The sequence below is a fragment of the Aquimarina spongiae genome (assembly GCF_900141785.1).
Taxonomy (GTDB): domain Bacteria; phylum Bacteroidota; class Bacteroidia; order Flavobacteriales; family Flavobacteriaceae; genus Aquimarina; species Aquimarina spongiae.
Genome location: NZ_FQYP01000006.1, coordinates 184815 through 211506 on the forward strand (window position 1 = coordinate 184815; position 26692 = coordinate 211506).

A 26692-nucleotide genomic window follows, 5' to 3' on the forward strand; every position below is an offset into this window, starting at 1 on the left:
ATCATGAAAAATATAAAACTTAAAAATATTTCTTTCAAGGCCATTCTTGGGATATGTATGGTGACTTTTATGACCATTTCCTGTGAAGACGACTTTCTTGATAGAGAACCGATAACATCTTTAACTTCGGATGCGATACAGACCGAAGATGATATAGCTTCTTTAGTGATAGCAACGTATGATCCTTTGCGTTGGCAGGTAATAAACAACAATTTAGGACATCACTTTCCAGTCATGTTTCAAGGAATTCGTGCAGACGATGTATTCTCTCAGTGGGCTAATTTCTGGGTAGCAGGAAGGGTGTTTGATCAAAACCCAGTTCCACCTAATAACCCAAGTGTATTGGGATGGTGGAGAAAATGGTTTACCATGATATCTAGAGCAAATACTGCAATTGGTGTTATCGAAGAATCTCCAGACGAAATCTATGCAGATCCTGTAGCTACCAAAGCACAATTAATTGCAGAGGCTAGATTTTTGAGAGGATTGGCCTATTTAGAACTTGTGAAGAATTTTGGTGGAGTACCTGTAATTACAGAACGAATTACGGATGCCAATTTCGATTTCAAAATACCAAGAAGCACTGCTCAAGAAGTGTATGATAACGTAATAGAACCAGACCTATTAGCGGCAGCACAAGCACTACCGGCAACCGCAGCTCAGCAAGGGAGAGCGACTAGTGGAGCAGCATATGCATTTTTGGCAAAGGCACATTTGTATCAAGAAGAATATGCACAAACTGTAGAGTATACCGAAGAGGTAATGGCACTTGGATATAGTTTGGAGGAGAATTTTGGAGATAACTTTAGTCTTACCAACGAATATGGGAAAGAATCCATTTTTGAAATAGGATACGAGGCAAACATCATTTATAATAATTGGGAGTCTCCAGGAGGAATATTTAATCAAGGTTCTGCAACTCACCAGTTAATGGGATTCTTATTTAACAGTGGTGTTGGTAATAGTGCATTCGGAAACGCAGTGCCAAGACAAGAGTTAATCGACTTTTATGATGATTCTGACCAAAGAAAGAATGCTACATTTATTACACCGCTAACTGTCGATCTACCAACAGACTTGAATGGTGGTGTTCGTGGGCCTATAAGTTGTGGGTGTCAAATCGATCAATCTGACCAGTGTTTATTACCAGATCAGAGCAATTCTGGAGATTGGTTATTTGGTACAGATACTTACGGCTTTTTCTGGCAAGTTTGCGATAATGCCGGTAACGTTTTACCATCGTGGATATCAAAAGCTACAATGAGAAAATATCATATTCCGGTATCAGTACAAGAAAACACATTGAATTTTGCAGATTCTCCATTAAACGAAAAAATGATGAGATATGCAGAAGTATTATTAATGCATGCCGAAGCTTCTATCTTGGGAGGAGGAGGAGACGGAGCGTCTTCTTTCCAACAAGTACTTGATAGAGCCTATGGGGCAGGTAATCCAGCAGCTCCTACATATACCTTTCAAGGTATTAAGGATGAAAGAAGGAGAGAGCTAGCTACCGAAGGTTGGAATCGATATACCGACTTGGTACGATGGGGAGATGCAGAAACGGTGTTAAACAATGTAGAAGTAGGAACTCAGTTTCAGAAAGTCTTTGTAGTAGGTAGAGATGAATTGTTACCTATCCCTCAGTCTGAAATTGATCAGGTAGGATCGGATATTCTACAACAAAACCCGGGATACAATTAGGATTGTTGAATTAGCTTAATTCATTCAGTAAATTTTAATGTTAAAAAAGGAGTTATTTCTGTGCATAAAATGGCGAAATGCTCCTTTTTTATCTAGGCTATGATCTTAATAATAAAGTGGTTATCTTGATTTACGAAAATTACAAACCTAAGTTTCGGGGATTTTTAAGAAAGTAATTCCTTTTCCAAAGAAATAGTAGAAATTTTACCGCAAAGAAAAATCGTGAAATGTATTATATAGGATTTGACATAGGGAGCTCTTCGATCAAAGCAGCACTGGTAAATGCTGAAAATGGGAAGTCCATAGCTTCTGTAAATGAACCCGAAGAGGAGATGGATATCATTTCTGTCCAGAAAGAATGGGCTGAACAAAATCCAGAATCCTGGTGGGAGAATGTATGTAAAGCTTCTAAGAGATTACTGAAAGAAAATACAATTCGACCAGAGCAAATAAAAGGAATCGGAATTTCGTATCAGATGCATGGCCTGGTGGTTGTAGATGAGAAAGGAGAGTTGATTCGGGATTCAATTATTTGGTGTGATAGCAGGGCAGTTGCAATAGGAAATAAAGCTTTTGAAGAGATAGGGGAAGAAAAGTGTATGGAAAATCTATTGAATTCTCCAGCCAATTTTACCGCTTCAAAATTAAAATGGGTACAACAAAACGAACCTGAAAAATATGAGCGCATCCATAAATTTCTGTTACCAGGAGATTATATAGCGTTTAAATTTACAGGAATCATGAACACTACAACTTCAGGTCTCTCTGAAGGGACTTTATGGGATTTTAAAGACGATAAACCAGCAGATTGGTTACTAGAACATTATCACCTTGATGCGTCATTGATTCCAGATATCGTTCCTACTTTTTCGAATCAGGGAGAACTATCAGCAAAAGGAGCGAGCGATAGCGGGCTTAATCCGGGAACTCCTATTTTATATCGAGCAGGTGATCAACCCAACAATGCACTATCGCTTAATGTTTTTAAAGCGGGAGAAGTAGCTGCTACAGGGGGGACTTCTGGAGTAATCTATGCAGTTACCGATAGCCTTTCTGCTACAGAGGGACTTAAACTGAACAATTTTGCGCATGTCAATCATTCACAAAACCAGCCCAGTATTGGTAAACTTTTGTGCATAAACGGAGCTGGAATTCAATATCGATGGTTGAAAAATAACCTGAATCTGGAAACGAATTCATATCAAACCATGAATTCACACGCTTCAAAGGTGTCGGTTGGATCCAATAATCTACAATTAATTCCCTTTGGAAATGGAGCAGAGCGTATGTTTGATAATCAAACCATAGGAACTCATATCTGTAACCTAAATCTCAATAAGCACAATCGTTCACATATTTTTAGAGCAGCACTCGAAGGGATAGCCTTCTCTTTTGTGTATGGTATGGAAGTATTAAAAAAGGATAATACCACAATCAATGTGATCCGTGCGGGGAATGATAATTTATTTCGATCAGAAATCTTTTCGAATACCGTAGCTACCTTGATCAATCAGGAAATTGAGATTTACAATACGACTGGTGCAATAGGAGCAGCTCGAGCGGCAGGTTTAAGTGATGGTACATTTGATGATTTTGGAACAATGATCACCAAAAATGACCATGTAATGACCTATCACCCTCTACAAAATCAAGACGATTACAAAGAAGCATATAAAAACTGGAAAAGAGAATTAAATAGAATTTTAAAAAAATAATGATATGGCCTTAGTTGGAGATAAAGAATATTTTAAAACCATAAATGATATACAATTTGAAGGAAAAGAGTCAGATAATCCTTTAGCATTCAAATATTATGATGCTAACCAAGTGGTAGCAGGTAAAACGATGCGCGAGCATTTTAAGTTTGCCATTGCTTATTGGCATACCTTCTGTGGACTTGGAGCCGATCCCTTCGGACCAGGAACACAAAAATTTGAATGGGATACTGCTTCAGATCCTATTCAGGCTGCCAAAGATAAGGCCGATGCAGCCTTCGAGTTTATCACCAAAATGGGATTTGATTATTTCTGTTTCCATGATTATGACCTGGTTCAGGAAGCGCCTACGTTTTCAGAATCTGAAAAAAGATTAGCTACCATCGTAGATTATCTTAAACAAAAAAAGGAAGCTTCGGGAGTAAAATTATTATGGGGAACTGCAAACTGTTTTTCGAACCCACGCTATATGAACGGAGCGGCTACAAATCCTGATTTTGATGTGTTGGCAAGAGCAGGAGGACAGGTCAAATTAGCCCTGGATGCAACCATAGCATTAGATGGCGAAAATTATGTGTTTTGGGGTGGTAGAGAAGGATATATGTCATTGCTCAATACCAATATGAAAAGAGAGTTAGATCATATGGCACGCTTTCTTACTGTAGCAAGAGATTATGCCAGAGCACAAGGTTTTAAAGGAACATTTTTTATAGAACCAAAACCGATGGAGCCTACAAAACATCAATATGATTTTGATACGGCAACTTCTATTGGCTTTTTGAAAAAGTATGGTTTGGATAAAGACTTTAAAATCAATATCGAGGTCAACCATGCAACTCTGGCGCAACATACATTTCAACACGAATTACAGGTGGCAGCAGATGCAGGCATGTTGGGAAGTATCGATGCCAACAGAGGAGACTATCAAAACGGATGGGATACCGATCAATTCCCAAATAACATATTAGAAGTAACAGAAGCTATGCTGGTATTTCTAAAAGCTGGAGGGCTTCAAGGAGGAGGTGTCAACTTTGATGCTAAGATCCGTAGAAACTCTACAGATCTGGAAGATGTCTTTTTAGCGCATATTGGTGGGGCAGATACTTTTGCTCGTGCATTGATCACTGCCGATAAAATTCTTTCAGCTTCGCCATATCAAAAACTAAGAGAAAAAAGGTATGAATCTTTTGATGCTGGAAATGGAAAAGCATTTGAGGAAGGGAAATTAGATTTGAAAAATCTATATGATATTGCCGTTCAAAATGGTGAATTGAAACTACAAAGTGGAAAGCAGGAGTTGTTTGAGAACATTATAAACCAATACATCTAATTTTATATGGAGTCAATATTAGCGTTTCAGGATTGGATCGTATTAGGCCTATATTTTGCGGCACTTATAGGTGTTGCAGTATGGGTGGTCCTTCAGAAAAATAAGAATACCGAAGATTATTTTCTGGCCGGTAGAAATGTGGGTTGGTTTGTAATCGGGGCATCTATTTTTGCATCTAATATTGGCTCAGAACATGTAGTGGGATTGGCAGGAACGGGAGCAGAGTCTGGAATGCCAATGGCACATTACGAACTCCATGCCTGGATAGTTTTGGTTTTGGGATGGCTTTTTCTTCCTTTTTATGTACGAAGCAAAGTATTTACCATGCCAGAGTTTTTAGAAAAAAGGTTCGATAGCAGATCAAGATGGTTTTTATCGCTTTTTTCATTAGTAGGGTATGTAATTACAAAAGTTTCAGTTACTATTTATGCAGGAGGGATTGTCGTTTCAGAACTGATAGGAATACCATTCTGGTATGGAGCAATTGGTATCGTGTTATTTACCGGATTGTATACAGTTGTAGGAGGAATGAAAGCGGTAATATATACCGAGACGCTACAGACCGTTATCCTAATTACAGGATCTGTTATTATCACTTACTTGGGATTAAAAGAAGTAGGTGGATGGGATACATTACGAGAAACAGTGGGATCCAACCATTTTAATATGTGGCGTCCTATGAGTGATCCAGATTTTCCTTGGACAGGTTTATTGTTTGGAGGAACAATCGTTGGGATTTGGTATTGGTGTACCGATCAATATATAGTACAACGAGCCCTTGCAGCCAATAATATTACCATAGGAAGAAGGGGGGCTATTTTTGGAGCCTATCTCAAAATATTACCCATTTTCATTTTTCTAATTCCAGGAATTATTGCATTTGCCCTTGCCAAACAAGGGGTACTTACCTACGAGAAAGCAGATGAGGTTTTTCCAATTCTGGTTAAAACATTATTGCCTGTTGGACTAAAAGGTTTGGTCGCCGGAGGACTTATGGCAGCTTTAATGAGTTCATTAGCATCCGTTTTTAATTCCTGCTCCACCATTTTTACGATTGATATTTATAAGAAACTGAAACCTACAACACCAGAAAAGAAGCTGTTGAATATTGGGAAATTAGCAACTGTAGTTATGGTAGTTTTGGGGATTACGTGGATACCTATCATGGAGAAGATTGGGGGAGGAGTATTGTATCAATACCTGCAAAGCGTGCAGTCGTATATTGCACCACCGATTACTGCAGTATTCCTGCTTGGAGTGTTGTGGAAAAAAATGAATGCCCGGGCAGCCATTATCACATTGTTTTCTGGATTAGGGGTTGCTGCTTTACGAATTGTGGCAGAAATTTTTAAAGACAATTTATCAGGAGTGCTGTATTCTTTTGCAACCATAAATTTTGCACATATGGCTATATTTATGTTTGTATTCTCGGTAATCATAGCTGTAATTATAAGTTTATGTACTGCGCCTCCTAATTATGCCGCCATATCCGGACTCTCTTTCGGTACGTTATCAAAAGAACATAAAATAGAAAATAAGAAAAGCATTGCTCTTATCGATATTGTATTATCGGTACTACTAGTGCTTATAGTAATCACAATATTGTCCTACTTCGTAGGCTAAAAATGAAGATATAATATGAAATTTTTTATAGATACTGCCAACCTGGATCATATTCAAGAAGCACAAGCTCTTGGTGTTCTGGATGGGGTTACCACTAATCCTTCGCTGATGGCAAAAGAAGGGATTACAGGACGAGATAATATCCTAAAACATTATCAAAAGATATGCGAAATCGTGGATGGAGACGTCTCTGCAGAAGTGATCAGTACTGATTTTGAAGGGATGGTCAAAGAAGGAGAAGAATTGGCAAAATTACATCCTCAAATAGTGGTGAAAATCCCAATGATCAAAGAAGGGATTAAAGCGATTAAGTATTTTGCCGATAAGGGGATTAAAACGAACTGCACTCTGGTTTTTTCTTGTGGGCAGGCTCTTTTAGCAGCCAAGGCGGGAGCAACCTATGTTTCTCCTTTTATTGGGAGATTGGATGATGTGTCTACAGATGGGTTACTCCTGATTAATGAAATACGGGAGATTTACAACAATTTCAATTTTGAAACAGAAATTCTTGCAGCTTCAGTGCGCCATACCATGCATGTGGTAAATTGTGCCAAAATAGGAGCTGATGTGATGACCGGGCCATTATCTGCGATTGAAGGATTGGTAAAACATCCTCTAACCGATAATGGATTAAAAAAGTTTCTTGAGGATGCAAAGTCCTTAGCAGTATAAAAAATAAAAGGTATGGATTATAAAGCGGTAGCAAACGAATTTTGGGAACGAGGATTCGTCATTTTCGAGGACTTTTTTGAAGATAGCTTGATGGATGACTATAATCAAAAAATACTGGAGCATTACGGTGTAAATCCAAATTGGGAACATACCGAAGAGTTTATTACAAAATCAGCTGTAGAAGTAATCCCTTGGTTTCCGTATAGAGAAGGGAAAAATTATTTTGATGGGATCGATAAAGATCATAAGTTTAATGAAATTACAGATCATATATTGAACAAAGGATGGCAAAATTTGTATTGTATGATGATGTTCTCAAAGGAAGGTAGTAAAGGTCAGGCTTGGCATCAGGACTGCCTGCCAGAAGACAAATCCACTTATAATCTTAATCGATTGGTATATACTCATGATATTACCGAATCAACGGGAGGAGAAATTGCCATTTTCCCTGAAACTCACAAAAAAGGGAGGCTGTCAGTAGGTGTGCCAACCGAGGATCTAGACGGACAGTTAGTTTTTAGACCCAAAAAGGGAACCGTTATTTTTTTACATGGCCATTGCTGGCATAAGGTATTACCGGTAAAGAAAGATCGAATATCTTCCAACTTCAGAGCTGTTCCTCAAGACACGCCTGAAGATATTACAGATATCTGTGTCTATCGCAATATGTTGTATAAATTCTCTACCAGTGAGGTTATAGAAGAAAGATCCTAGAAAGATGAAAAACATAGCTCTTATATTTCTTTTCATCAGTTTCCTTAGTTTCTTGGGAGATATGCAATTACATGCTCAAGAGGTTCCAAAAGTGACTATACGAGAAGTTGAGGGGCAGTATAATTTTTATATCAATGAAACTAAATTCGAAATTAAAGGAGTCGGTATTAACTATGTAGATGGTCATGATTTTGAAGCTTTAAGTAAAGCAGGTGGAAACGCTTTTAGAACTTGGGGGACCTACAATGCCTGTGAAGAATTGAAAGCTGCTAAACAATATGGATTCATGGTGGCCATGGGGATCAATATAGGCAAAGAACTATGGGGATTCGATTACAATGATAAAAGAGCGGTTGCTAAACAGCTAAAAAAAGTAAAATCAACAATAAAGGCATATAAGAATCACCCAAATATTTTGTGTTGGGTGGTAGGGAATGAGCTGAATTTGTTATTTGATGAGAATGGTAAGTTGAAAATGGTGAATCCCAAGGTCTACGATGCGGTATCCGAAATTATAGATTTTATTCATAAAGAAGATCCAAATCATCCGGTAACGACAACTTTTGCGGGGGTTATTGATGAACATTTGAAAGTAGCTTTAGAGCGATGCCCGCAAATGGATATGGTTTCGGTTCAGGTGTATGGGGATTTAGAAACTGTAGAGCAAAGAATGAAAGATACAGGAATAACCAAGCCCTATATGATTACAGAATTTGGACCTATGGGATTTTGGGAAATGCCCAAGACCTCTTGGGGTCGGGAAATAGAAGAAGTAAGTGGACCAAAGGCAGATGGAATTTTAAGAAGAATGCAAAAAGGAATCATCAATAATACTTCGGGAAAATGCCTGGGTGGTTTTGCTTTTGAATGGGGACAAAAACAAGAGCGAACACCTACCTGGTATGGGATGTTTCATAAAGACGGTAATCAAACAGAAACCATTGATCATTTGACCAAAGTGTGGACCGGATCATATCCAGAAAATAGAGCCCCAAGGGTGGATTCCATTCAATTAAAAGGCCTGAAATCGGTACAAAATATATACTTGAAACCCAATCAGAAGTACACTGCTAGGGTGTTTGCTCATGATCCCAATCAAGAAGATGTACTAGAATATAAGTGGGTAGTTTCAAAAGAGGTGGTTGTGCGAAGTGAAGGGGGAGAGAAAGAACTAGAACCACCCAGAGTTCCCATAAAAATTATAGAGAATGAAAATGGAAGTTTTACTTTTATTTCTCCGAAAGAAGGTGAATATAGAATCTTTGCCTATGTGTATGATGGGAAAGGAAAAGTAGGAGGAGGTAATATTCCGTTTTTGGTAAGAAATTGAAATATATGAATCAAGCAAATACAATGAAGTGGGGGATAATAGGACTGGGAAATATTGCCAACCAGTTTGCCAAAGATCTAGCTCTGGTTCCCGAAGCAGAATTAGTGGCGGTGGGATCAAGAAGTATGGAAAAAGCTGCAGATTTTGCTCAAAAACACGAAGCTAAAAGAGCGTACAATAATTATGACCAACTTATCCAGGATAGTGAAGTTGATATTGTTTACATTGCTACTCCTCATGATTCGCATGCCGATCTAACAATCAAATCTTTGAATGCGGGAAAACATGTGTTGTGTGAAAAACCGGTTGCCCTCAACAAACAAGAGACAGAAGAAATGATCGCAGCGGCAAAGAAGAATGAGAGGTTCTTTATGGAGGCTTTTTGGACACGGTTCAACCCTTCGATTCAAGAGTTGTATAAGAAAGTAACCCAAAACGAAATAGGAGAAATTAGATATATCAACGCAGATTTTGCTTTTAATATAGGAGAGGCAACGGGAAGAATGATAAATCCAGCCTTAGGTGGAGGTTCATTGATGGATATGGGGGTATATCCCTTGTTTTTGAGTTATCTGATTTTAGGAATGCCTAGTAAGATTTTGGCAACGGCCAATTTTTATGAATCAGGAGCAGATCAACAAACTTCAATTATACTTCAATATGATAAAGCGCAATGCATCTTGCATAGCAGTTTTGTATCTCCTTCCAATATGCAGGCGATCGTGAGTGGGGAGGAAGGAAGAATACAGATCAATTCGATTTGGCACGAAACACAATCATATGCTTTGATAAAAAATAATCATTGTGTTGATTACCATTTTCCAACCATAGGAAAAGGATTTACGTACGAGATAGAAGAATGTCATGCTTGTATTCATGATCAAAAAAATCAGAGTGATTTGTGGTCTCACCAAGATAGTCTTAACTTAATTTCGATTGTTGATGAGGTAAGACAGCAAACAGGCTTGGTGTTTGCCAAAAGTTAAATTTAAATGTACCATTTATAGATGTCAGGAAGATTAGTTTTTATTGCCTTTGTAGTATCCTTGGGAGGGTTTTTATTTGGATTTGATGCCGCGATCATATCGGGAGCTCAAGAATTTTTTGGTCCGTATTTTGGTTTTACAGGAGATCAGGTAGCAAGTATCAATGCAGCACCCACATCGGCAGCAATGTTTGCCATGTTGATAGCCGGTTGGATTAGTGATAAGATCGGAAGAAAAAAAGTGCTGATTATTGTGGCATTTGTGTATGCTCTTTCAGCTTTTCTGTCGGCTTATGCCAGCTCGTATTGGATATTGTGGTGTGCTAGATTTATTGGTGGTGCAGCTTTTGGCGCAGCGCTTATTCTGGCTCCAATGTATATCGCAGAAGTTTCAACAGCAAAAAACAGAGGGAAGTTAGTTTCTATACAACAACTTAATATTGTGATAGGACTCTCTGCAGCCTACTTTACCGGTTATTTTTTACAGCAATCAATTTCTGAAGCGATACAAACGTCAGACATGATCACCAAAGAAAACGTTTGGCGTTGGATGTTTGGTCTAGAACTGATTCCTGCCGTGGTGTATTTCTTTTTATTATTTCTGGTTCCTCGTAGTCCAAGATGGTTATACGTTAAGCAGAAGAATCAAGAGGCTTTTGAGACGCTGGAACGACTTCACGGTACCGAAAAAGCAAAAAAAGAAGAGTTTTTGATTAAGGAGAGCCTGAAAGAAAATGATCAAAAAGAAAAGGTTAAGATTTCAGAAATATTTAAAAAGTCATTACGATTCGTTCTTTTTATTGGATTGTTTGTGGGCGTCATACAGATGATCACAGGGATTAACGCTATTTTCTTTTATTCGACATCGATATTCAAACAATCGGGTATTGGTACGGATGCCGCATTTGCTTCGTCGGTGCTGGTGGGTATTATCAATATCGTATTTACTGTTTTGGCAATGTTGCTCATCGATAGAATGGGAAGAAAACCTTTAATGTTTATTGGACTGATCGGTGCAGCGATAGGTATGTTCTTGACATCGTATGGTTTTGGAAAAGCAACTTATCAACTCACACCAGAAAAAATTGCGCATATAGAAGGAATTGATGCCTCCAAGCTAGACAACATACAAAATGTGATTTACGATAGTGATGTATCTTTTAAACAAGCATTGAAGGGAGCACTGGGAGACCAAAAATTTGTAGAAAAACAAGCAGAAATTATAGAAGCTGCAGGTAATCTTGATCCTATTCTTATTCTTATAGGAATACTTGTTTTTGTGGCGTCATTTGCCTTTTCATTGGGACCTGTCATGTGGGTATTGCTATCCGAATTGTTTCCGAATCGGGTGAGAAGTTTAATGATCGCTTTTGTAGGATTTGTTAACTCTTTTACCAGTTGGGTAGTACAAAGAACATTCAATTGGGAAATAGAAACCCTAGGAAGTAGCACATCCTATTTCATTTTTGGAATGCTGGCCTTAATCGGTTTTGTGGTGCTGATTAAGTATTTGCCCGAGACCAAAGGGAAATCACTAGAACAAATAGAAAAAGAATTGGTAAAAGCATAAAGAAGCATATGAACAGGATTGAAAATCCAATATTACGAGGTTTTAACCCAGATCCTTCAATCATCCGGGTAGGGGAAGACTATTATATTGCAACTTCTACTTTTGAATGGTTTCCGGGAGTACAAATTCATCATTCCAGAGATCTTAAAAACTGGAAAGTCATTGCTCAACCCCTTAATAAAGTATCTCAATTAGATATGAAAGGCGTCCCCGACTCTTGTGGGGTTTGGGCACCTTGTTTATCCTATGATGAGGGGATTTTTTACTTAGTGTATTCTAACGTAAAGTCTTTTGATGGAGTTTGGAAGGATACACCCAATTATTTGGTAACTACAGAGGATATTACCGGAGAATGGTCAGATCCTGTATACCTCAGTTCTAGAGGTTTTGATGGATCGTTGTTTCATGATACTGATGGTAAAAAGTACTTTCTTAACATGTTGATTGACCATCGGGATAATAAAATGTTTGGAGGTATAGAACTCCAGGAATATGATCCGGTTCAAAAAGAGTTAGTCGGAGAGGTGCATTACCTTCATCAAGGATCTTATTTGGGTTGCACAGAAGGACCGCATATTTTTAAGAGAGGGAAATACTACTATTTGATACTTGCCGAAGGAGGAACAGAATATAACCATGCAGTATCTGTGGCACGTTCAGAATCCATATTTGGACCATATGTGATGCACCCAGACACTTCTATAGTGTCTTGCGCATATAATAAACCCTACAAACTTCAAAAATCGGGACATGGGGATTTTGTGGAGACCGAAGATGGTCGATGGTTCATTACGTTTTTGGTGGGAAGACCACTCAAAGAAAGAGGGCGTTGTATTTTAGGACGAGAAACAGCTATCGAAGAAATTATTTGGAAAGATGATTGGCCCTACCTTGTTAGTGATTGTCGATTACCAAGACTAGAAATTACTGGTCTTGACACCAAAGAGGTCTCGGTAAAAAAGCATCAAGAAAGAGATGATTTTGATGCGGATATGTTATCTCTAGACTTTCAATCCCTTCGTATTCCAAGAACTGAACAATGGTTTTCTCTTACGGAAAGAAAAGGTTTTTTACGATTAAAAGGAAAGGAAAGTTTAACTTCTACACATACGCAAGCCCTGATTGCTCGTAGAGTTCAGCATTTTAGAATTGAAGCCAGTACTTCCTTAGAGTTTCATCCAGAGAATATTCAGGAAATGGCGGGACTGGTATTTTATTATAATACAGGGCATTACCATTATTTGCATTTAACGGCAAATTATAAAGGAGACAAACAACTATTACGAATTATAACATCCGATCATTTTGAAATGTCTGAACAAGATCAGGAAGTAGAAATCCCAGCAGAAGCGGAACTGGTTTTAAAAGGAATTTTGGATCACGGCGAACTTCAATTTTACTACAGCATTGATCAAGAAAAAACATTTTTTCCGATAGGAGATGTTTTGGATGCAAGCATATTGTCCGATGATTATGTGCGGGATCGAGACGAGAGATACCGTCCGGCATTTACAGGGATGTTTGTGGGGATGTGTTGCCAGGATTTGGCGTACAATAGAAAACATGCCGATTTCGATTGGTTTACATATAAAGAAATACATTAAAATAAAGGGCTATGTATAAAAAAATGATGGTATTACTTGGTATTTGCACCGTTGTGAGTTGCAACCAGGTCACAGAAAAAAAGGAACAAGATCAACCCATAAAAGAGGAGCAAGAAAAACCACAAAAAACATTGGCAAAATTTGAACCTGCCGAAGGAGAGGTGTTGTTGTTCGTTGGACAAGAATTAGAAGCGGTAGGAGGGTTAGAAAAGTATAATGACGGTTATCTGGATCATTTTGATAAACCTGCTGGGTGGACCACCTATACCAATATCAACCCGGGAGAAGATTCTTTTGGAAGGGTACAACAAGGTTTGGATGGGATATACGACACCCATGATTGGGGGGATAATGACTACAATGTAAGCATGCAATTAGCAGATGAAGATTATAAAGATATGGCATTAGCTATTGGCCTACAGTTTGTTAATCATGAAGAAAAAGTAGCTGATGGAACTCATGATGCGTACATCCATAAATTGGCGGATTTTTTATTGTCTCTAGGAAGAAGGCCTGTATTTTTACGTATAGCCTACGAGTTTGACGGAGATCCTTGGAATCACTACGATAAAGAAAGTACCAAAAAAGCATATATCCGAATGGTAAAGATGCTAAGAGAGCGAGGGGTGACCAATACTGCTTTTGTTTGGCAGTCCACAGGGTTTATGTCCCCAAATGAAGGAGATTTAGAATCCTGGTATCCGGGAGATGAGTATGTTGACTGGTTAGGTTTTTCATTTTTTAACCGTTGGAGAGAACAAAAGATGATCGAATTTGCCAGAAAAAAAGGGAAACCAGTTTTTATTGCGGAAGCTTCTCCAACAATTACCCATCCAGATTTTGATAAAAATACTGGGAACACCAAAGAGACGCAACTTAGTAATCCCGAACAAGCAGAAGAAGCGTGGAATGAATGGTTTGTACCTTTTTTTAAGACCATTGATGATAATGCAGACGTGATCAAAGCCGTTCATTATATCAACTGTCACTGGGATTCGCACCCTATGTGGTTCGATAACCCTACATTTAAGAGGGTAGATGCCAGGTTGCAGTTAAGTGATACCCTTAGCAAGCGTTGGATTAGTAAGGTTTCTGATCCAAAGTTTATCAAATCTACGCCAGATTTGTATGATAAATTATGGAAGGATAAGAACTAAAAACTAAATAATACGATTTACTCTTGGAAACTAAACAAAGACGAATAAAGCAAAAGTCTTCGGGCTTTTATACCAACAAAGAATTATTTGTTTTTTCAATTAAGAATAAGAATGGAGCGCGATTGCGTATTACCAATTTTGCAGCCTCAATATTGAGTCTGGAGATACTGGATAAACAAGGAAGTCGCGTAAATGTAGTTTTAGGTTTTGATAGTGTAGATCAATATGTGGATACATCTAAGGGTAAAGTCTCTCGATACCTTGGCGCATCTATAGGAAGATATGCTGGAAGAATCTCAGGAGAAAAGTTGACGATTAATAACAAAGAATACCCGCTTTATCATGATGATGAGGTGCATTTACATGGTGGTAAATACGGTTTTGACGAAAAAGTATGGGACGTAGCTTATGTAGATGAGGACAATCAGTCGGTAACCTTTTCTTATTACAGCGAACATCTTGAAGAAGGGTATCCAGGAAATCTAAGGGTAGAGGTGATGTATCAACTTACGGATGATAATAAACTTAATATCAAATATACTGCAGTTTCTGATCAGGACACCGTGTTGAATCTTACCAATCATGCGTACTACAATTTAAATGGAGAAGGTTCAGTTTGTGATCATATACTCCAACTCCATTGTGATCGCTATTTGGAAGTGGATGATAAAAATATCCCTACTGGGAAGGTTCATAAAGTTGTAGATACCAGATTTGACTATAGAGAAGAAAGAGCATTGAGTAGTCTGCAAAAAGATGGTATTCTGGATGATACAATGATTTTTGAAGCTCATCGAAATACTTTTCAAGGGGTTATATTTTCACCTCTTACCGGGATTAGAATGCAAATAAAAACGAATCAGCCTGCTGTAGTTATCTATACCCCAGAAAAGTTTGCGGATTGGAATTTTAGAAAGGGAAAAACCTATGATAAGTTTCCTGCAATATGTTTTGAAACTCAAAATTATCCTGACGCTCCTAATCATAGCCATTTTCCTTCTAGTGAGGTAAAGGCTAATGAGCGCTATGAAAATTATACATCTTTTATTTTTGATGTATTATCGGATCAGTAAGGGAGTGACTTTGTAGTTTCTCGTTCGATTAGATTTGTTTTAATCACTTTTGTAGTATGGGAAGTTTCAGATTCTTCATTTTCAAGTTTCTCAATCAACATTCTTGTTGCCGTTTCTCCCAGATAAATCCCATGTTGACTAATCGTTGTAATTGCAGGAGTAACATGTCTTGGTAATACCCCATTGGTAAAACCAATAATTGAAATGTCTTCGGGAATTTTATACCCTTTTGCGGTCAATAATCTTAAGGTGCTCACTGCTGAGTCTTCTTCAAGGCATAGCATGGCATCGACCCTTTTTGACCCCAATAGTATTTTTAAAGAAGTATCGATGTCATTAAACTCATCCACTTTTATGATAAAAGATTCATCGATTGGGATACCCGCTTCGGATAGTGCTTTTTTATATCCTTCTAGTCGCAGTTTACCTACGCTAAGATTATGAATTGTAGAAACAATGGCGATATTTTTGCATCCGGTTTCGATAAAATGATTAGTAGCGTTATAGGCTCCCTCTTTATCATTGACAATTACTTTATCACATTCGACCTCTTCGGTAACCCGATCAAACATTACTATTGGGATACCTTGATTAATGGTGTTTTGAAAATGACTAAATTCTTGTTTTACCTGTGTTTCTTCAGCAATAGAAAGGATAAAACCATCTAGTGCAGAGTTTTTAAGTAGCTCCATAGCACTCACTTCTTTCTCATAAGATTCGTTAGAAATACAGGTGATGAGATTATACCCTTTTTCGGTAGCTACTTTTTCTATTCCAACAAATACTTTGGTAAAAAAATGATTAAGAATATTGGGGATGATTACTCCAATAGTTTTAGTTTTTTTATTCTGAAGATTTAGCGCAATACTATTGGGTTTGTAGTGATTCTCTTTGGCGTATTGCTGGATTTTAGCCTTGGTTTTAGTGCTGATTTCGTAGCTGTCGTTCAAAGCTTTAGAAACTGTAGCAATAGATACGTTGAATTCGTTTGCAATGTCTTTTAATGTGATTCTTTTTTTGCGCGTCATGGTTCAAAAACTAGTTTTCAATTTATAAGAAAGAATTGATAAATAATAGTAAAAATTTAAAAATGTAAACAAGGGGTTCAGTATACAACCAAACCCCTGAAATACTCAGAATTTATTATTTTATTTAGGGAACTATCCCTTACTTTCTAGTATCATATCTTTTTGATGCAGCATTAACCCCAGGCTGCCAAGTTCTTGTAAAACTTGCCATATTGTCCTGTACTAACTGAGGTAGATCTCCGGCGTATTTATCCAATGCGCCATCTCCTAAATACAATCCAACATAAGCTAATACATCATCTGTTGCAAGACCACCATTAATTGTAAAAATTGGCTCTAGGTTTAGTACCTGTCTTGGATCAGATCCTTTGGCTTGACTAGCCTCATTTCTGGTTAAGATACCATCATTGTTAGTATCCAACAAGTTGGTGAATTCTGTCGCAAATTGGTCCCCGGTTTTACCATTGATATTGATTCCTTTCAATAACTCTTTCATATAGATTAAGAAATCACTTTTGGTCATTGTAGGGTTGATTGAAGGAACATTTCCTTGGTAACCGCTCATTTCTATAAACTGATCATCAATATCAATTCCCAAATTTCTTTCGATATCCAATACGGCCTCTTTTGTGTTACAAGGGTTACTTACTACTCCTCTTACACTTACAAATAATCCATCGCTATTCATACACCCACTTCCATTGGCTACAGTGGTAACACAAGCAGTGTTGTTTGGATTGTAATTGAAGCTTCCACAAGGAGTTCCTCCTCCGGTATTGTCTCCACCACCGTTGTTATCTCCGTCTCCGTTATTATCTCCAGAATCGTTGCATCCTCCGGCTTGTGCTTGATTAGCATCGGTCCAACATTGTCCACAAGCAGAAAAAGGATGAGACGATGGACAATCATTATTTTGATTATTGCCTCCGTCATTACCACTGCCTCCGGTATTCCCCCCAGAAGTATCAGTACAACCACCAGATTGTGCTTGTGCAGCATCGGTCCAACAGGCACCACAAGCTTCGTAAGGATGTGATCCTGGACAACTTGCTTTTCCTTGGGCATCAATAACTTTTGAGACCGAACCATTTATATCAAATCCTTCGTTTTCGCATGCAACAAATGCACCTAAAAAAAGCATTGAAAAAATGAGTAAGCTTAATATACGTTTCATAATTACTTATTTAATTTATAGATAAAGTTTGTGTTAAAAAATTAAGGTTTTTATAGTTGAGCTAATTTCGATAAAACAAATCTTTAAATACTAGTCGATCATACTTTAATAGTGCTCTGTTACTACGCTTTTACCACGCATTATGCTATAAACGCAAAAACCGCATCTTTTTTTTGTGTAAAAAGCTGTTTTTTTGCTAAAAAAGTAGAAGAAATGAAATTAGTCTTCAGAGCGATATTTTTATTGATTGTCTTAATAAGTTTGATAAGTTGTGATACCAATTCTAATCAGACAAGAACCTCTTATGTTCAAATAGAGGATGTTGATTTAGTCAGTAGTGGAGGACAGCAACAAGGAAAACTTCTTTGTCCAAAAACGGTGAATGATGTTATTGTGCAGCTAAAAGAAGTACATCAGGCATCCTCAGAAGAATTTCCCGAAATGACTATGGTTGGAGTACTTTCATTTATTAAGGAAAATAATATAACCACGATTACGAATTTGTTGAATCGATTGCCGGTACATTATCGTAACAATTTCTCCTTAGTCGAACATACAAAAGGAGAGGGGCAATCCTCTTTGAAATTCCCTAGAATTGTTCTTTTTGGATCGGATGGAACCTTTCTAATGAATATTAGTACCAAAGCAGATGATCCTAAATATGATCTTTTGGATTGTGCAGAGCTAAATGAAGAAAATGGCACCTGGGAGTTTTCGCAATTTGATTTTACAGGAGATCAACCAAAGTTGCATGTAAACCCACCATCCTGTATACGATGTCATGGAGATCAACCAAGACCGGTTTGGGGAACAAACATGGATTGGCCGGGAGTATTTGGGGATAATGAGGCGGCTGGACCTAATGGAGAGGCTTTGTCATACAGACATGCATTACGAATGAATGAAATAAAGGAAGGGAATGCCTATTCTGATCGTTTTGAGTTTTTAGAATGGTCAGATCAAAAATTGAGATCCGGAGGTATTCGTCGGATTGCTAATCATGCTTTTGGTGCAGAATTATTGGTTTCTAATATGGCTATGGGTACAGCTACGGCCAGAGGTGTTTTTAAACGTATAGAACTACATACGCAATACCGTCAAATGAGAGAAGCTATGCTTTTGTTGGGGTATGAGCATATGGTAGGCAATATTCTTAGTGACAAAGAGAAAGAATACTTAAAAACCTTGATTCTAGATAAAGGAGGAAAGAATGGTACTCTTGATGAGCTATTTTTGGTCTTGGGGATTGATACAAAAGAGGCTTTTTCATTAGGCACCTTGGCCAAGGAGGAGAAACCAAAAACAGATTGGAGCCTTGGTGCAGGAGATTTGTACGAGCAGGTCTTATTACAGGTCTTATATGACTTGTCTATCGACGATCGTAATATCGCATCATTGTTAAAAGAAACTCCCAATACACCAGGAATTTTTGGGTGTGATCATTTGGGGAAAAATATAAAAGAGGTCATCGATTTCAAAATGCTACATATGCATCAGTTATTAGGGAAGGATAGGTATGAAGTCAATAAGGTATATTATTCTCAGGATGCCGAAAACATTAAAGAAAAAGTTTTCATTCCTATCTACGCAAAGTTAGCACCTTATCTAAAAGAGAAAATTCAAGTTCAAAATCAAGCCTAATTTAGAGAGATAAGAAAAGAGCCCGGAAGACTAATTCCAGGCTCTTCAAAAATATTACGTATTCTAGGGGATTATTTAATTACAATTCTTTTGTGATTTACTGTTTTATTGATGTCCCAAGTGGTGATCAAATACATTCCTTGTTCTACGCCTTGTAAATCCAATTGAAATGATTTAGTTGCTTTGCCAGGCTCAATAGAGATTGTTTTAATCTCTCTTCCATTAAGGTCGGAAACTTGTACCTGAATTAACTCATTACCATTGATATATACCATGCCACTACTTGGATTAGGGTATACTTTAAGATTATCTTCTAATGTATTATTCCCAGAATTGATGGCATTTCTTTGGGTGTTCAATCCCAAAATACTATTTAAATTACTACTACCGTGAATCCATCCCGATTGCGTAATTTGATTCACCCAATTGTTTTCCAATGTTGGGTTTACTTGTATTCTAGTATCTCCCCAGTATCCTTGTTCGTATGGAGCATCCCATAATCCTTGAGAGTCCCAATCTGCATTGATATAGGTAATGGCTTTGATTACATCCTCATTATCGTTAATAAAATTGAAATAAGGTATAAACCATTCATTCCAGATTTGAGAACCTGATTTGCTAACCGTACCTTGAGCTGCAGCTCCATCCCAAACTGGACTTATGTTAGAATTGGTAAGTTGTTGATTATCGTATCCTTGATCAGCAGCTTCTGCGATCATTACCGCTTTTCCTCTTTCTCTAGCCAAACTTACCAATTCGTTACCTAAGAATAGCTGAGTGGAAGGCGTGTTGTTGTTTACAGTTGCCGTTTCGTTTGGTCTTAAGAACCAAGACATTCCAAACCAATCTACATAATCGTCTCCTGGATAATAATTGAGTAGATTTTCTCTTCCGCCATCAAGGATATCATCAATTGGAGAAGTGCTGGATTGCCACACATAAGCTACATTGGTAACTCCTTGTTGCCTTAAAATATCTACGATTCTTCGATATGCATTGATGTAGCTTGGACCGTCATAACCATTCCAATTTCCATCAAACTCGTATCCAATACGTAAGTAAAAAGCAGTGCTGTTTAAGGATTTGAAGAAATCGGCAAGTTGTCTAATCTCTGCATCTCTTCCTCCTCCAGTGATATTATTGGTTTCTCCTACCAGATAAAGCCCTATTTGAACAGCTGAATTAGGGAAGCCAACTGCAGCGCTATGCGCATTCAAAGGTCCTCCTCCCCAATCAATATCTATTCCTAGGGGTTGATCATTTTGAGTCCATCCCAGTGCTCCATTATTTCCTTGTAGTAATACATTGGCAAGATTTACATAAGTTGCAATACCTGTTGGAGTAGGGCAGTTACCGCAATCGCTAATGTAATCTGATACTGACAATAAATCTTGTCCAATAAAGATCATCTTCTCTCCTGTACTAGGTTCTAAGTAACTTTCCGTGGTGTTTCCTGGGGGATTACTGGTTCCAGCAGCGATGGTTACATTATTTAAACTCCTTGCACATTCATCATTACCCCATCTTACAAAAGTACTATAGTTTCCAGGTGAGAGATTAGATACGGTTGTAGATCCGCTGTTGTCCGCTACATTATATGGATAGGTTGCACCGCCATCAATGCTAAATTCGATATTGCTTCGATTTGGAGCATCGTTAAAACTAAAGGTAATGCTACCATCATTGGCTCCTTGTGAGGTTTCGTTGGTAGAGCTCACTGTGGCATTGGGAATATCATTTCCGGTACAAGGTTCGTTACCAGTTGTATCTTCAAAAATCCTAACATTCCTGAAATAACTAGTGTTGCCTGTTGGGTTTTGATCTTTATCATTAACCAAAATCAGATACATGTTATTCCCTGTATAATAATCACCTACTTTGATGCTAAAAGGCTGATATCCAGATTGAGTGTAGTCAAAATCTCTATTCCCCCAATTTTGAGTCCCATACAATTGAAAAATTTGTGTAGCGCTCAATTGCTCATCACTGTCAAACCCAATACCGTGAATTTCTCCTTGAGATGTACTTTGAAATTCAAATTCTATTACTGTATTTGCCGTGATGTTGTATCGGGTATTGGTTCTTCTCCAGGTATTATCTGAAAGAACCGCTGTTAATCCATTATCTTGGATATTGATATTAGCAGCATTATCCTGATTGCTAAATGATGAAGTACCGGTTTCATTAAAATTAACGCAATCACTGCAACCCGCACCACTGGGAGTGCCTGAATTGATAGTTATTTGTTGCAGGTTTCTTGCACATTCGTCATTGCCCCATCTTATGTAGGTGCCGTAATTTCCGGGAGCAAGGTTAGAGATGGTAGTAGATCCACTGTTATCCAGCACATTGTACGGATAGGTTGCACCACCATCAATACTAAATTCTATATTCGTTCTATCTGCTGTATCACCAAAACTAAAAGTGATACTACCATCATTGGCTCCTTGAGTACTTTCGTCTATTGAACTCACAGTCGCATTAGGAATATCATTATCTGTGCAAGGTTCGTTGGTATTCCCTCCATCATTATTTATAAAATTAAGGTAATCTACATTTAGTGCCTGATCTCCTCCTCCTTGATTGATAATTTGAAAAGAAGCACCTGCAGGAACATCAACAGTTATAGAAGTAGTGGTGTAGGAACCAACCCAGGCTCCATTAGAAGTGAAGTTGAGTGTTCCAACATCTTGTCCATTAACCAATACAGAAATACCTCCTGAGTTTTGTGATGCATAAATAACTTCTACTTGCTGTGCTTTTGGAGCATTGTTAATAGTAAATCCGTTTCCATTTTGGTCAAGAAAAGCAACACCTTGTCCGCCACTAGCAGGCCCATCGTTATAGAATTGTGCTTGCCCAGAAAGACTAGCTGTTTCTGCTTCGATCTTTGTGGTAGTTTCTCCTCCACCGGTATCACAAGGAGTACAGCTTCCTCCGCAGTCTATACCGGTTTCGTCTCCGTTTTGAATCCCATCATTACAGCTTGGATTTGGTGGAGGTGGGGGCGTATTCGTAATACCTAAATCACTCAGTAGATTTGGCCCTCCATGAAGAAAATTACCATTATTGATATAATTGTTCCAATTTGTAGTGATCAATGGGTTGGTTTCGATTCTGGTATCTCCCCAATGCACACCAGAGTCGGCCCAAAGAGGTTGTGATTGCCAATCCGCATTGATCCATGCTAAAATTCGGATAACGTCGTTGTTGTTGTCGATAAATGGAATGAGTTGATCTCTAAAGAATTGATCCCATATGGCTTGGCTTCCCAAATTCGTTACTCCATTAAAATGATAAGTACCTTGATCAAATTCGTAGTATTGAGCAGAAGCTTCAGCTACCATCATAGGTTTGTTCTTGTTTCTTGCAAATTCTAAAGCGTATTCCAGGTTTGCAGCATTAAAGTCCTGCGCAAAGAAGAAAAACGAAAGCCCTACATAATCTACATAATCATCACCAGGATAATATCCATCGATAATGTTTGGTGCATTTTCTCCCCAAGTAGCAGATTGCCAAACATAAGCTACGTTGGTCACTCCTTGACCATTTAGGTAATCAACAATGTAACGATAACCCGCTTTATATCGATTTTGGTCATAATTATTCCAAGGACCGTCAAATTCGTAGCCTATTCTAAGGTATATAGGTCTAGGACTATTTCTTTTGGCAAAGTCTGCGAACTTGTTTAGTTCATCATTGTGAAGTCCGTTTACGAGCTCAGTTAATCCATTCGGATGATCTTCACCTTGACCATCTGCCTCTTCACGCATCCAAAAACCAATGGAAAGCCCCGAATTAGGGTATCGACTCATGGCTTCCTGAAGACCAATATCACCAGCGCCGTAGTTGGTAATATCATTGAGACCCGCCATGGTATACAGATCAGTATACATGGTAACCCCAGCTGGCGTGGGGAATTGTCCTGAGTTTACATATCCAGCAACAGCACCTAAATCCTGTCCGATAATCAACATCGTTTTCCCATCTGTAGGAGCGAATTTTCCAGGGGTGGTATTTTGCGAAAACGATGAGGTATACCCTATGCATATTAAAAGCAGTAGTAGTATTCGATTTGTGTTAAAAGTGAGCATAATTATTGTGTTTATGGTTAAAGTCAATACAAAATTTTAATAGTTTTATTGACGTTTGATCAAAATTATTGGGTGTATTTTGTAAAATAGTAAACCGCACTACGAGAACAGTACAAAAGGACTACAGTTTTACCACGCAAATAGAATTTGAAAGGAAGTAAGTGCTTTATACAGGGTGTTTTATCTAGAATCGGGTGATATAATCGGTAAGATTCGTGGTGGTATCTAAGTTCATTTTTTTTCTGATTCTAAAACGTAAAGATTCTATTCCTCGATAAGAAATGCCCATCAAAGGAGCAATTTCCTTGCTAGATAAATTAAGTTTTAGATAGGCGCATAGTCTAATTTCTCGATGATTAAGATCAGGATACGTTTCTCTCAATCGATCCAAAGAATTGTCATGAATCTGATTGAAATGAGTTTCAAAATGCTTCCAGTTATTATCCCCTTTGATTTGATCTTCGACAGACTTGATAATTTTACGAAGTTTTTTTCTGTTTTCTCCTTCAGAAACTACGTATATCTCGTCCAGGTTTTTTTTCAATTGCGATAATTCATTTTCGACCTGTACCATTTGCATTGCGGAGGAGGCTAACTCCTTGTTTCTAACCTCAAGATTTTCTTTGAGTAGTTTATTATCCTTTTTGATTTTGTCATTTTTTTCCTTCAGTCTTTTTTCTTCGAATTTGACTTTTTGTAACTCAATTTCTCTCTGGTGAGCTATTTTTAGCTTTTCAATTCCTCTTCTTTTTTGCTCGTTTTTAATTCTTAATATCGAATAGACTCCTAGAATGAGTAGAGATAGATATACCAAATACATAGAGGTTGAAAGATACCAGGGCGGACTAATGGTAAATTTATAAAGTGTTTCTTCTCCAATTTTCCCATAGATATTTCTGGCTCTTACTTTAAACGTATAATCACCAGAAGGTAAAAAGTTATATTCTTTCTGGGATTTTGAAGTCCAGTCAGACCAATTTTCATCCAATCCTTCTAGGTACACTTGGTATTCTACTGAGTTGGGATCTTCATAAAAAGGAGCTGTAAATGAAAAACTCAATTGATTTTTAGTAAAAGGAATGGGTTTTACAATGGTGTCTTGCTGTATTTGTTTTACGTAATCTTCTACATTACCGTATACAATGGAATCTTTAATTTTTACATGCTTGAGCAATGTAGTAAACATAGCATCGTAATTGATCTGTACGTCTTTATTGTATACAATTAAACCATTTTTTGAAGTAAACCCTAGATCTCCATTTTCAAAAGCTATCACTTTTTCAAAGGCTGGGATCAGTTTTGTTTTTAATCTCTGAAAAGGCACATGTTGGATATCATAGTTTCCTGTAGGGCCGAATTCGATTACCCCAATATCATCATCCCTGTCATATCCTTGTATAAAAAGATCTTTGTTTCGGGATACCCTTTTTAAATACCGCACTAAATGATGATTCGTCAAAATACCCGTATATTTGTTATTAAGAACTATCGAATCCGATTTTTTATCATGTTCATAAACCCCGAGCTGTGTACCAAAGAGCTGTTTCGATCCTGTTTCCAATAGGCAGTTAAAAAGGTTACTGGGGAGTCCGTCGTTTTGATCATACAACTTGATGTTTTCTACACTGCTATAATCATCAGAAAGTTGCAATCTATAGATCCCTTTGTACCCCTGGGATATCCAGATTATATTTTTATTTTCAAAAGAGATTTCACGAGCTGTATCTTCAAATCCTTCTATATGGTTTCTTACTTTCCATAATTCGTTCACTTTTTCGTAAATATATAAACCTGTATAGGTTCCTTGTAAAAGAAGATGGGGTTGTTCTGGAATAGTAATGAAATTCCACCCGCCTTCCACACCACTGATAAGATGAATTTCAGAATCATGAATTTGATAGGACCCATTATGGGCTCCTATAAGTAAATCATTATCGTTTTGAGTTAAGTTCCATACCTGGCCTTCTACTCCTGTCAGTTTCTTGAATTTTTCACGAATATCCGGGGAATTCCAATTGGTAAAATACACACCATCAGAGGTAGCTATATACAAATTGTCATTATAGTTTTTTACATCATAGGTACTTCCAAAAATCCCTTCATCCTCTGATAATGTGTAAAACGGAGACCTCAATTCTACATAACTAATACTGCCATCGAGAGTGATCCATAAATTCTTTGATTGATCTACATAAAGATCAATAATCGTGTTGCTCAGTAGTTTGTTGGTACGATCGAGTTTTTGTAAAAACCTTCCTTGTTTATTATAAAATAAAACACCACTATTTGTAGTCCCAATACAATAAATATCATTATCGAGTAGTATCGCTTTAGAGATATTGATGTTTTTCAAAGACATCGGATTATCATTTTGAAACCAAGGGAAAAGCGTATTGTTTTTCAGAATAAATCCTCCATTTTTTTGAGTAAGTATCAAAAGAGATTGATCTGCATATGGAAGGATTTGTTTAACGTTATAGGTTGCAAATTCATTATAGGCAAATACTTGTTGTATTTGATCGTTTTCTAGTTTTTGGATAGTGTTTGAATGATCTACGAAATATAATGTATTGTTGATTTTGATGGCACTTCGTGCCCCCAAAGGGTTAGTGATGCAGGTGATTGAATTTTCTTCTACATCCAGTTTTATAAAGACAGTGTTGGTACAAAAATAAATATGATTATGGATTTCATAAATACCCCATATTTGACTAAAATCAATACAATCATTAGGGAGAAGGTCGTTTAGGGATTGATAATAGATTTGTTCAAACTTATTTTTTTGAGCAAAACCTATTTCGTTATTTCCTCCGATATATGTCCTTGGCCCCAGAGATAATAATGAACTTATATGAGATCGGTTATTGGGTTGTAATAAAATATTCCAATCGGTACCATCAAAAGCCAACAATCCATACTCATTGGCAAAGTATAGTAATCCTTTTTCCGTTTGCGTAATGTCGTAGGTTTTTGGGGCTACCTTACCTATTCGATCACTAGCATAATTCTTTATTTGTGTGATTTTTTTCCAATTTGTTTGCGAATGCAAATAAGTAGGAAAGGATATCAAACAACCGGCCAGAATAACAGCTAATTTTGTTTTTTTAATAACTAATAACGACGACATAGATTTACGATAGTTCGTTAAGGGGATCCAATATTTAAGGCTTACAAACCTTGAATTTGTTGTTGTAATTGTTAAAATCGTGTCAAATTACTAAATATTGCGTGGATCCGGAAGTACTGAGACAAAGGTACAACGCCAGAGTAGCACTTTA

At 37.5% G+C, this 26692-nt stretch carries 17 protein-coding genes; 13 read left to right on the forward strand and 4 right to left on the reverse strand.

Annotated elements, in window-relative coordinates; all coding sequences use genetic code 11:
- Positions 1 to 3: 3 nt before the first annotated feature.
- The 12 genes from BUE24_RS14550 (at position 4) to BUE24_RS14605 (ending at position 15477) form a co-directional block, all read left to right on the forward strand.
- On the forward strand, positions 4 to 1704 hold the full coding sequence (locus BUE24_RS14550) for a RagB/SusD family nutrient uptake outer membrane protein (protein WP_073316973.1): 1701 nt from the start codon (positions 4 to 6) through the stop codon (positions 1702 to 1704).
- 227 nt (positions 1705 to 1931) lie between these two features.
- Entirely contained in the window at positions 1932 to 3419 is a 1488-nt protein-coding gene (locus tag BUE24_RS14555) for a xylulokinase (protein WP_073316977.1), read from the forward strand.
- A 4-nt stretch (positions 3420 to 3423) separates the two neighbouring features.
- A complete protein-coding gene (xylA, locus tag BUE24_RS14560; protein ID WP_073316980.1) occupies positions 3424 to 4749 on the forward strand; it encodes a xylose isomerase in 1326 nt (441 codons plus the stop codon).
- Between the two features lie 6 nt (positions 4750 to 4755).
- Positions 4756 to 6372 (forward strand): sodium:solute symporter, encoded by a 1617-nt coding sequence (locus tag BUE24_RS14565; RefSeq protein WP_073316990.1) that lies wholly within the window; start codon positions 4756 to 4758, stop codon positions 6370 to 6372.
- A gap of 15 nt (positions 6373 to 6387) precedes the next feature.
- On the forward strand, positions 6388 to 7044 hold the full coding sequence (fsa, locus tag BUE24_RS14570; RefSeq protein WP_073316993.1) for a fructose-6-phosphate aldolase: 657 nt from the start codon (positions 6388 to 6390) through the stop codon (positions 7042 to 7044).
- Between the two features lie 12 nt (positions 7045 to 7056).
- Positions 7057 to 7758 (forward strand): phytanoyl-CoA dioxygenase family protein, encoded by a 702-nt coding sequence (locus BUE24_RS14575; protein WP_073316996.1) that lies wholly within the window; start codon positions 7057 to 7059, stop codon positions 7756 to 7758.
- Between the two features lie 4 nt (positions 7759 to 7762).
- Complete coding sequence (locus BUE24_RS14580; protein ID WP_073316999.1) at positions 7763 to 9088, forward strand: glycoside hydrolase family 2 TIM barrel-domain containing protein; 1326 nt, start codon at positions 7763 to 7765, stop codon at positions 9086 to 9088.
- Between the two features lie 5 nt (positions 9089 to 9093).
- Positions 9094 to 10074, forward strand: coding sequence for a Gfo/Idh/MocA family protein (locus tag BUE24_RS14585; protein ID WP_073317002.1), 981 nt, complete (start codon positions 9094 to 9096; stop codon positions 10072 to 10074).
- A gap of 21 nt (positions 10075 to 10095) precedes the next feature.
- Complete coding sequence (locus tag BUE24_RS14590) at positions 10096 to 11643, forward strand: sugar porter family MFS transporter (RefSeq protein ID WP_073317005.1); 1548 nt, start codon at positions 10096 to 10098, stop codon at positions 11641 to 11643.
- Between the two features lie 8 nt (positions 11644 to 11651).
- On the forward strand, positions 11652 to 13247 hold the full coding sequence (locus tag BUE24_RS14595) for a glycoside hydrolase family 43 protein (RefSeq protein WP_073317008.1): 1596 nt from the start codon (positions 11652 to 11654) through the stop codon (positions 13245 to 13247).
- 11 nt (positions 13248 to 13258) lie between these two features.
- Positions 13259 to 14404: a glycoside hydrolase family 26 protein gene (locus BUE24_RS14600; protein ID WP_073317011.1), complete on the forward strand. Its 1146-nt coding sequence runs from the start codon at positions 13259 to 13261 to the stop codon at positions 14402 to 14404.
- 23 nt (positions 14405 to 14427) lie between these two features.
- Positions 14428 to 15477 carry an aldose epimerase family protein gene (locus BUE24_RS14605; RefSeq protein WP_084549564.1) on the forward strand — a complete coding sequence of 350 codons (1050 nt, stop codon included), beginning with the start codon at positions 14428 to 14430 and terminating at the stop codon, positions 15475 to 15477.
- On the opposite strand, the gene BUE24_RS14610 is transcribed toward BUE24_RS14605, so the two are convergent.
- Both BUE24_RS14610 and BUE24_RS14615 read right to left on the reverse strand, forming a co-directional pair.
- Positions 15471 to 16505 carry a LacI family DNA-binding transcriptional regulator gene (locus tag BUE24_RS14610; RefSeq protein ID WP_073317014.1) on the reverse strand — a complete coding sequence of 345 codons (1035 nt, stop codon included), beginning with the start codon at positions 16503 to 16505 and terminating at the stop codon, positions 15471 to 15473. The two genes, BUE24_RS14605 and BUE24_RS14610, sit on opposite strands and share 7 nt — an antisense overlap.
- 139 nt (positions 16506 to 16644) lie before the next feature.
- A complete protein-coding gene (locus BUE24_RS14615; RefSeq protein ID WP_139242007.1) occupies positions 16645 to 17679 on the reverse strand; it encodes a hypothetical protein in 1035 nt (344 codons plus the stop codon).
- Positions 17680 to 17892: 213 nt separating this feature from the next.
- On the opposite strand from BUE24_RS14615, the gene BUE24_RS14620 reads away from it, so the two are divergent.
- On the forward strand, positions 17893 to 19320 hold the full coding sequence (locus BUE24_RS14620) for a hypothetical protein (protein ID WP_139242008.1): 1428 nt from the start codon (positions 17893 to 17895) through the stop codon (positions 19318 to 19320).
- 71 nt (positions 19321 to 19391) lie between these two features.
- Here the strand turns inward: BUE24_RS14620 and BUE24_RS14625 are convergent, their stop codons facing one another.
- Together BUE24_RS14625 and BUE24_RS14630 are read right to left on the reverse strand one after the other, a co-directional pair.
- Complete coding sequence (locus tag BUE24_RS14625) at positions 19392 to 23414, reverse strand: glycosyl hydrolase (RefSeq protein ID WP_073317022.1); 4023 nt, start codon at positions 23412 to 23414, stop codon at positions 19392 to 19394.
- A 184-nt stretch (positions 23415 to 23598) separates the two neighbouring features.
- Positions 23599 to 26541 carry a helix-turn-helix and ligand-binding sensor domain-containing protein gene (locus BUE24_RS14630; protein ID WP_073317024.1) on the reverse strand — a complete coding sequence of 981 codons (2943 nt, stop codon included), beginning with the start codon at positions 26539 to 26541 and terminating at the stop codon, positions 23599 to 23601.
- Positions 26542 to 26692: the final 151 nt, after the last annotated feature.